Genomic DNA, 7,919 nt, shown 5'->3' with positions numbered 1-7,919 from the left:
CGCCTCCCTCGCCTCCCTCGCCTCCCTCGCCGACCGTGACCTCGACGCCCTCCTTGGCCGCCTTCCTGATGTTGCGGCGCCAGAGCTGGTTCATGCTCCCCAGCAGGTCGTCCTCGGTCCTGCCGGCCAGCGGCACCTCGTACTTGAACTGCGGATGCCCGGTCCCGAAGCCGTCCTCCGGGCTCTGCGGCAGCCAGCCGGCGTCCCGGAGCCAACCGGTCACACGGGCGCCGACCGGGTCCGGCCACTGCCCGGGCAACTCGGTGAGCCGCCCGACGCCCGGAGCGGCGATACCCTCCTTGACCTGGGCGGCGCTCCAGGTGTCGGTACGCACCGGGGGGCCGATCCGGATCGCGAACGCGCCGTCTGCCCGGAGCCGGGCGGCCAGCGGGTCGAGCCACGCGCCGATGTCGTCGGTCCAGTCGACGACCGGGCCCTCGGGCAGGTACGCCAGCGTGAAGCGGTCGAGCCGCGGCACCGGGCGGTGCAGGACGAGCCCGGCACCGACCAGCCGCCGGCCGTGGAACCAGCCGAGGGACTCGCTGCGCCACTCGGTCTTGACGCGGCCCCACGCCGGGGTCTGCAGGAAGCTGGCCGACCGCTGCCGCCGGACGAACGCCAGGTGCTCGGCGGCGGTGATCGGCGCGACAGCCAGGCGCGCGCCCGGGCCCCTCGGCTCTTGCTGATGCATGCGGCCAGTCAAAACAGCACCGTGTTGCCGGTACGTATGCGGTTTTCGATATGCCGACGACATGCTACCGAGGGGTAGCAGTAGGGGCGGTTTTCCATACGTGGACGATATGCACCGACTTATAACCTGAGTGGCATGAACAGACGGAGTGGTTTGAGCGTTCGCGTCAAGCTCACGCTCAGCTACGCCGGATTCCTCCTGCTCGCGGGCGCCCTGCTGCTCGCCACCATCGGTTTCTTCCTCCTGCGGGAGGGGTGGTTGCAAATCAACGAGGAGGGGGCGTGGCGCGCAACGCCGGGCACCTACTTCGTGCGCGGTTTCGCCCCGATGGCAGTCGCGGTCATGGTGTTCCTCCTGGTCTTCGGCCTCATCGGGGGCTGGATCCTCGCCGGCCGCATGCTCGCTCCCCTGACCCGCATCACCGACGCCACCCGCATGGCCACCGACGGATCGCTCTCCCACCGCATCCGGCTGCCGGGCCGCAGAGACGAGTTCCGCGAACTCGCCGACGCCTTCGACACGATGCTCACCCGCCTCGAAGCCCACGTCGCCGAGCAGCGGCGATTCGCGGCCAACGCCTCACACGAACTGCGCACGCCGCTCGCGATCTCGAAGTCGCTCCTCGACCTGGCCCACAACGATCCGACACAGGAACCCGCCGAACTCGTCGACCGCCTGCGTACCGTCAACACCCGCGCGATCGACCTCACCGAGGCGCTGCTCGTGCTCAGCCGCGCAGAACAGAGGTCCTTCACCCGGGAACACGTCGACCTGTCCCTGCTCGCGGAAGAGGCCACCGAGACCCTGCTCCCCCTCGCCGAGAAGCGCGGCGTCGCCCTCAAGACCTCCGGTGACGTCACCCCGGCACACGGCTCGCAGGCACTCCTGCTCCAGTTGACGACGAACCTCGTGCACAACGCGATCGTCCACAACGTGCCGGAACAGGGCGTCGTATGGGTGAGCACCGGCACCCACCCCACCGGAGCGGTCCTCACCGTCGAGAACACCGGCGGGCTGATCTCCCCGGAACTGGCCGCGACGCTCACCGAACCGTTCCAGCGCGGCACCGAACGCATCCGCACCGACCACCCGGGCGTCGGCCTCGGCCTGGCCATCGTCAAGACCATCACCCGCGCCCACGACGGCACCCTCACCCTCACCCCCCGCCCCACCGGCGGCCTCCGCATCACCGTGGCCCTGCCACCGACGCCCCCGCTCCCCTGACCCCAACGGCGACCGGCTGGCCCGCAGTAGGCTGCGGTCCCATGTTCGAGCGATTCCGTGACAAGCGCCGCGGCACGCCGCCGCCTCGCTCACAGGCACCGCAGTTGACCACGCACCAGCTATGGCTGGTCTCCCTGTGTGCTCCGGTGAACCGGGGCCGGGAAGCCTCCCGTACGACCCTCCACCCCTTCGTGGACGGCAGTAGCCGCCGCGCCGAGCGGTGGTTGCGCGACCAGTGGGAAATCGCCGACCGGGACGAGCTGCTCCGCAGGCTTGAGGGCCTGCTGTCCGACGGCTACCGCGCCCCGGTCACCAACCGGTTCGGTATCGAGCCGGTCGCCTGGGACATCGCCCTGTACGCCGACGTCGTACGCAAGGGCTTCGCCGCCGGCTACCTCGACGAGCCCACCGCCTGGCAACTGCTGCGCACCACCGTCGCCCCGGCGACCGCCGCGTACAGCTCGTGGAACGCGTACGCCGACGACTATCTGCTGGTGCGCCTGGTGTGGAAGAACAACCTGCGCGGCACCGCCGACGAGGACTTCCCCGCCCCGCAAGCCGTCGCCGACGCCCACTTGCGCACTCTTCTGGACCCGGCGAACACCGCCAGTCCCTGGAACCTCGCCCCCTGGGAGGTCATCACCCGGCCCGACCGCCCACGCTGAGGCCGCCACGGCAGGACCGCCCATGGACACCGGCCGGACATACGCCGGACACCGACCGTGAGATGAGGCCACGAATCTGAAGACCCGCAGCTCCGCGGATCAGGTCTGGGCCATGTCCACGAAGCGGGAGTAGTGGCCCTGGAAGGCCACCGTGATCGTCGCCGTCGGGCCGTTGCGGTGCTTCGCCACGATCAGGTCCGCCTCGCCCGCGCGCGGAGACTCCTTCTCGTATGCGTCCTCTCGGTGCAAGAGGATGACCATGTCTGCGTCCTGTTCGATCGATCCTGATTCACGAAGGTCGGAGACCATCGGCTTTTTGTCCGTGCGCTGTTCGGGGCCTCGGTTGAGCTGGGACAGGGCGATCACCGGGACCTCCAGCTCCTTCGCGAGCAGCTTGAGGTTCCGGGACATCTCCGAGACCTCCTGCTGGCGGCTCTCCGGGCGGCGGGAGCCGCCCGTCTGCATCAGTTGGAGGTAGTCGATGACGATCATCTGGAGGTCGTTGCGCTGCTTCAGCCGGCGGCACTTGGCGCGGATCTCCATCATCGACAGGTTCGGCGAGTCGTCGATGTACAGCGGGGCGCCCGTCACCTCAGGCATCCGGCGGGCCAGACGGGTCCAGTCGTCGTCGGTCATGCTGCCGGAGCGCATGTGGTGCAGCGCCACGCGGGCCTCCGCGGAGAGCAGCCGCATCGCGATCTCGTTGCGGCCCATCTCCAGCGAGAAGATGACGCTGGGCAGGTTGTTCTTGATCGAGCAGGCGCGGGCGAAGTCCAGGGCGAGCGTGCTGTTGTGCGTCGGCACCATCGACCGGGAGGCCAGGTACAAGTGGTCGGGATGCTCGACCTGGACGCAGCGGACCGGGACGCTGGGCACTTCGCGGACGTCGGTGACGAAGCGCTGTGTCAGCCGACGGGTGCCGGTCTTCCGCCTCGCCGCGTGCGTCTGCCGCTTGCGCTCCAGCCGGAAGACGTCGTCGCCGGTGGTGAAGTTGACGATGTGGACGGTGGAGGTCCGCGCGGTGCGGTCTGCGATCCGTTTCGTCGTCATGCCGCAGCGGTACCCGAGGCTCGTCACGAGTTCCCGGAAGTCCTCGGCAAGCACCCTGCTGGTGACCGCGAAGCGGACCGAACCGGTGCGGGTGACCGTACCGGCACTGTCGAGCAGCCCGGCGAGCAGTTCCCTGCGCTGCTCAACCGAGCCGCGCAGGCAGTCCTGCGGGCGGCCGCTCTCAGGCGACTTCCCGAGCCGGGCGCCGAGAGCGTATGGCTCGACGGACAGGGAGCGAGGGGGGAGGGTGAGGGGGGCGGTGGTGGGGATGGAGTGGTTGAGGCGGTTGTCCGCCAGGTTCGTGCAGCGCAGGGTCTCGGCGATCTCCTTGGTCGTCCGGACTGCGGCCGGGGTGCGGCTGGAGCGGCGGGAGGTCCTGGTGTCCGTCAGCCACTGGTGGTCCGCGTCGGCGACGATCGTGGTGCCGTCGTCGAAGGTGACCTCGTAGCACGGGCGGCCCGTCATGATCTCCGTGGCGGCGGCCACGCGGGTCGGGGAGCCGTCGGCGGCGAGGAGGAAGTCGCCGGGGCGGACCTCGCCCATCGTCGTCCACCCCGAGGGCGTGGGCAGCGGGGTGTCGAGTGCCAGGGCCTTGCCCATCGCGGGGCGGGCGGCTACGACGATCATCTGGCCGGGGTGGAGGCCGTTCGTCAGGGAGTCCAGGTCGGTGAAGCCCGTGGGGACGCCGGACATCTGGCCGCTGCGGGAGCCGATGGCCTCGATCTCGTCGAGGGCGCCCTCCATGATCTCGCCGAGGGGGAGGTAGTCCTCCGCGGTGCGCTGTTCGGTGACGGCGTAGATCTCGGCCTGGGCGGAGTTGACGATGTCGTCGACCTCGCCGTCGGCCGCGTATCCCATCTGGGTGATGCGCGTGCCCGCCTCGACCAGGCGGCGCAGGATGGCGCGCTGGTGGACGATCTCGGCGTAGTACTCCGCGTTGGCGGCGGTGGGGACGGACTGGACCAGGGTGTGGAGGTACGACGCGCCGCCGACGCGGGCGAGTTCGCCGCGCTTGGTGAGCTCGGCGGAGACGGTGATGGGGTCGGCCGGCTCGCCGCGGGCGTAGAGGTCGAGGATGGCGGTGTAGACCGTCTCGTGGGCCGGGCGGTAGAAGTCGTGGCCCTTGAGGACCTCGACGACGTCGGCGATGGCGTCCTTGGACAGCAGCATGCCGCCGAGGACGGACTGCTCGGCGTCCAGGTCCTGCGGGGGTACGCGCTCGAAGGCGGCGGGGGCGCCGGGGCCCCAGGGGTCCTCGGGGACGGACTGCTCCGGCCGGCTGTGCTGGTCCGGCTCGCGGCGCAGTGGACGGACGTCCCCGGGCATGGTGTCCACGTACTCCTGGTGCTCGGACACGGCTGCCCCACCTCCTCCCACCCGCCTGTCGGCGGACCTCTCAGGGCGCCCCTCTTTCTTACGGCACGCCGCTGACAATTCACCCGCGGCGTTCCGCTTACGGCGCGTCGGCCGGCCCCCGGTCCGCGGGGCGGCGGTGCCGCTGTCGGCAGGGGGGAGGGTCCACCGTAGGTCCGCGACGGCCTCTCGCCAATCGCACTATCCACAGGGGGTGTGGAAAGCGTCCCCCAACCTGTGGATTACTTGGGGAAAGCTGTGCACGAGCCGGGGGACAGTGCTGTGGACAAGCACACTATCGCTCCGCGATCACCCGTTTGACCTGCTGATTCTTCGTCCACCACCGGTGGAGGAGAAAAACTTTCCCCTCCGGGCCGAGGTCGCGGCCAGCGCCGCGGGTGATCGCCCCGTACACGTCACACTGTAAGTGGTCTGAGTCTATTGCGTCTGTTACCTGTGGACTATTAGATTTGCTGCATGCACGACGTCTCCGCGCCCACCGCCGCCGGCCAGGGCACGCCCGCCCAGCGGCGGCGCCGCACCCGGCGGCGCCACGACCGCGAGATCGTCGCCCTCGCCGTCCCCGCCTTCGGCTCCCTCGTCGCCGAGCCGCTCTTCGTGCTCGCCGACAGCGCCATCGTCGGCCACCTCGGCACCCCGCAGCTCGCCGGGCTCGGCGTCGCCGCCGCGCTCCTCACCACCGCCGTGAGCGTCTTCGTCTTCCTGGCCTACGCCACGACCGCCGCCGTCGCCCGCCGCGTCGGCGCGGGCGACCTGCGCTCCGCGATCCAGCAGGGCGTCGACGGCATCTGGCTCGCCGCGCTGCTCGGCGCCGTGCTCGTCGCCGTCACCATCCCCACCGCACCCGGGCTCGTCGGCCTCTTCGGCGCCTCGGACACGGCCGCGCCGCACGCGGTCACGTATCTGCGCATCAGCGCCCTCGGCATCCCCGCCATGCTCATGGTCTTCGCGGCCACCGGCGTGCTCCGCGGCCTGCAGGACACCCGCACCCCGCTGTACGTCGCCATCGCCGGCTTCACCGCCAACGCCGTGCTGAACGTCGCCCTCGTCTACGGCGCCGGCCTCGGCATCGCCGGCTCCGCCTGGGGCACCGTGCTCGCGCAGTGGGGAATGGCGGCGGTGTACCTGCTCGTCGTCGTCCGGGGCGCCCGCCGGCACGGCGCCGCGCTGCGCCCGCAGCCGGCCGGCATACGGTCCGCCGCGCGGGCCGGGGTGCCGCTGCTGATCCGTACGCTGTCGCTGCGCGCCGTGCTGCTGATCGCGACCGCGGTGGCGGCGGGGCTCGGGGACGAGTCGGTCGCCGCGCACCAAGTGGTGCTGAGCATCTGGTCGCTGCTGGCCTTCGCCCTGGACGCGATAGCGATCGCCGGGCAGGCGATCACCGGCCGGTACCTGGGCGCGGGGGACGTGGACGGCGCGCGGGCAGCGTGCCGGCGGATGGTGCAGTGGGGGGTGGCGACGGGGGCGGTGCTGGGCGTGCTGGTGGTGGCCGCCCGGCCGCTGATCCTGCCGCTGTTCACGGACGACGCCGGGGTGCGCGGCGCGCTGCTGCCGGCGCTGCTGGTCGTCGCGGTGACGCAGCCGCTGGCGGGGGTGGTGTTCGTGCTCGACGGCGTGCTCATGGGCGCGGGCGACGGGCCGTATCTGGCGTGGGCGATGCTGCTGACGCTGGCGGTCTTCGCGCCGGTGGCGCTGGCGGTGCCGGCGCTGGGCGGAGGGCTGACGGCGGTGTGGTGGTCGATGGGGCTGATGATGCTGACCCGGCTGGTGACGCTGTGGCTGCGCGCGCGGTCGGGCCGGTGGCTGGTCACGGGCGCCGTCCGGGCGTAGCCGCCGCTTGGCCGGGGATGGCCGTACGGGTGCGGACGCCCGTGCCGTACGGGCCCACGGAAGCCCGCCGTCCCGCCGACGCCCCCCTACGCCCCGGTTCCGGTTCTGGTCCGCCCGGTTCCGCGGGTCCCGCGCACGCGTACGGGCCGCACCCCGCGGGGTGCGGCCCGTCCTTCGCTCTGCCTGTCGCCGAGCAGCGTCAGCCGGCCACGACCTCGACGCCGACCTTCGCGTCGACCTCGGGGTGCAGCCGCACGGACACCTGGTGGGCGCCGAGGCTCTTGATCGGCGCGGACAGCTCGATGCGCCGCTTGTCGACGTCCGGGCCGCCGGCCTTCTTGATCGCCGTGGCGATGTCGGCCGGGGTGACGGCGCCGAAGAGGCGGCCACTCGCGCCAGCGCGCGTGGCCAGGCGCACCTGCACGCCCTCCAGCTCCGACTTGATGACGTTGGCCTGCTCGACCGAGGCGATCTCGCGCAGCTTGCGACCGCGGCGGATCTGCTCGACGTCCTTCTCCCCGCCGCGGGTCCAGCGGATCGCCAGCCCGCCCGGGATCAGGTAGTTACGGGCGTACCCGTCCTTGACCTCGACGACGTCGCCGGCGGCACCGAGGCCGGAGACCTCGCCCTTGAGGATGATCTTCATGCTTGGCTCACCCTCCCAGTCAGCGTGCGGTCGAGGTGTAGGGCAGCAGCGCCATCTCCCGGCTGTTCTTCACGGCCGTGGCGACGTCACGCTGGTGCTGGGTGCAGTTGCCGGTGACCCGGCGGGCACGGATCTTGCCGCGGTCGGAAATGAACTTCCGCAGCAGGTTCGTGTCCTTGTAGTCGACGTAGGAGATCTTCTCCTTGCAGAAGACGCAAACCTTCTTCTTCGGCTTGCGCGGAGGCGGCTTCGCCATGATGTCTTACTCCAGTGTGATCAAGAAGTGTGGTGTACGAGCACGCTCGTCACGCCCCGGGAAGCCCGGGATCAGAACGGGGGCTCGTCCGAGTAACCGCCGCCCTGGCCGCCCTGACCGCCCTGACCGCCGCCGGGGGCTCCGCCCCAGCCGCCGCCCTGACCGCCCTGCTGGCCGCCGCCG

The 7,919-nt window shown here is 71.2% G+C and carries 7 protein-coding genes; 3 read left to right on the top strand and 4 right to left on the bottom strand.

The annotated features are described in order from the left end of the window. On the bottom strand, positions 1–691 hold a 691-nt coding region (locus B124_RS36550), incomplete at its 3' end, for a lipid II:glycine glycyltransferase FemX (RefSeq protein ID WP_496507332.1). Positions 692–826: 135 nt separating this feature from the next. On the opposite strand from B124_RS36550, the gene B124_RS36545 reads away from it, so the two are divergent. Both B124_RS36545 and B124_RS36540 read left to right on the top strand, forming a co-directional pair. After that, a complete protein-coding gene (locus tag B124_RS36545; RefSeq protein WP_496507331.1) occupies positions 827–1,915 on the top strand; it encodes a sensor histidine kinase in 1,089 nt (362 codons plus the stop codon). Between the two features lie 41 nt (positions 1,916–1,956). Continuing rightward, complete coding sequence (locus tag B124_RS36540) at positions 1,957–2,580, top strand: DUF1266 domain-containing protein (RefSeq protein WP_496507330.1); 624 nt, start codon at positions 1,957–1,959, stop codon at positions 2,578–2,580. A 99-nt stretch (positions 2,581–2,679) separates the two neighbouring features. Here B124_RS36540 and dnaB read toward each other — a convergent pair whose 3' ends face one another. After that, on the bottom strand, positions 2,680–4,956 hold the full coding sequence (dnaB, locus tag B124_RS36535) for a replicative DNA helicase (protein WP_496507333.1): 2,277 nt from the start codon (positions 4,954–4,956) through the stop codon (positions 2,680–2,682). Between the two features lie 504 nt (positions 4,957–5,460). Between dnaB and B124_RS36530 the strand changes: the two genes are divergently transcribed. After that, positions 5,461–6,834: an MATE family efflux transporter gene (locus B124_RS36530; protein WP_496507329.1), complete on the top strand. Its 1,374-nt coding sequence runs from the start codon at positions 5,461–5,463 to the stop codon at positions 6,832–6,834. Between the two features lie 199 nt (positions 6,835–7,033). Here the strand turns inward: B124_RS36530 and rplI are convergent, their stop codons facing one another. Together rplI and rpsR are read right to left on the bottom strand one after the other, a co-directional pair. Further along, positions 7,034–7,480, bottom strand: coding sequence for a 50S ribosomal protein L9 (gene rplI / locus B124_RS36525; protein WP_496507328.1), 447 nt, complete (start codon positions 7,478–7,480; stop codon positions 7,034–7,036). Between the two features lie 19 nt (positions 7,481–7,499). After that, the gene (gene rpsR / locus B124_RS36520) at positions 7,500–7,736 is read right to left on the bottom strand and encodes a 30S ribosomal protein S18 (RefSeq protein WP_018838794.1); all 237 of its coding nucleotides are present in this window, start codon (positions 7,734–7,736) and stop codon (positions 7,500–7,502) included. Between the last annotated feature and the right edge of the window lie 183 nt (positions 7,737–7,919).

It is taken from the genome of Streptomyces sp. CNP082 (genome assembly GCF_059570535.1).
The sequence above is the reverse complement of the archived record's forward strand: the minus strand, read 5'-3'. Positions and strand labels throughout refer to the sequence as shown.

Coding starts and splice junctions, on each gene's coding strand:
- B124_RS36530 (WP_496507329.1), top strand. CDS start 5,461: ATGCACGACGTCTCCGCGCCCACCGCCGCCGGCCAGGGCACGCCCGCC.
- B124_RS36540 (WP_496507330.1), top strand. CDS start 1,957: ATGTTCGAGCGATTCCGTGACAAGCGCCGCGGCACGCCGCCGCCTCGC.
- dnaB (WP_496507333.1), bottom strand. CDS start 4,956: ATGCCCGGGGACGTCCGTCCACTGCGCCGCGAGCCGGACCAGCACAGC.
- B124_RS36545 (WP_496507331.1), top strand. CDS start 827: ATGAACAGACGGAGTGGTTTGAGCGTTCGCGTCAAGCTCACGCTCAGC.
- rplI (WP_496507328.1), bottom strand. CDS start 7,480: ATGAAGATCATCCTCAAGGGCGAGGTCTCCGGCCTCGGTGCCGCCGGC.
- rpsR (WP_018838794.1), bottom strand. CDS start 7,736: ATGGCGAAGCCGCCTCCGCGCAAGCCGAAGAAGAAGGTTTGCGTCTTC.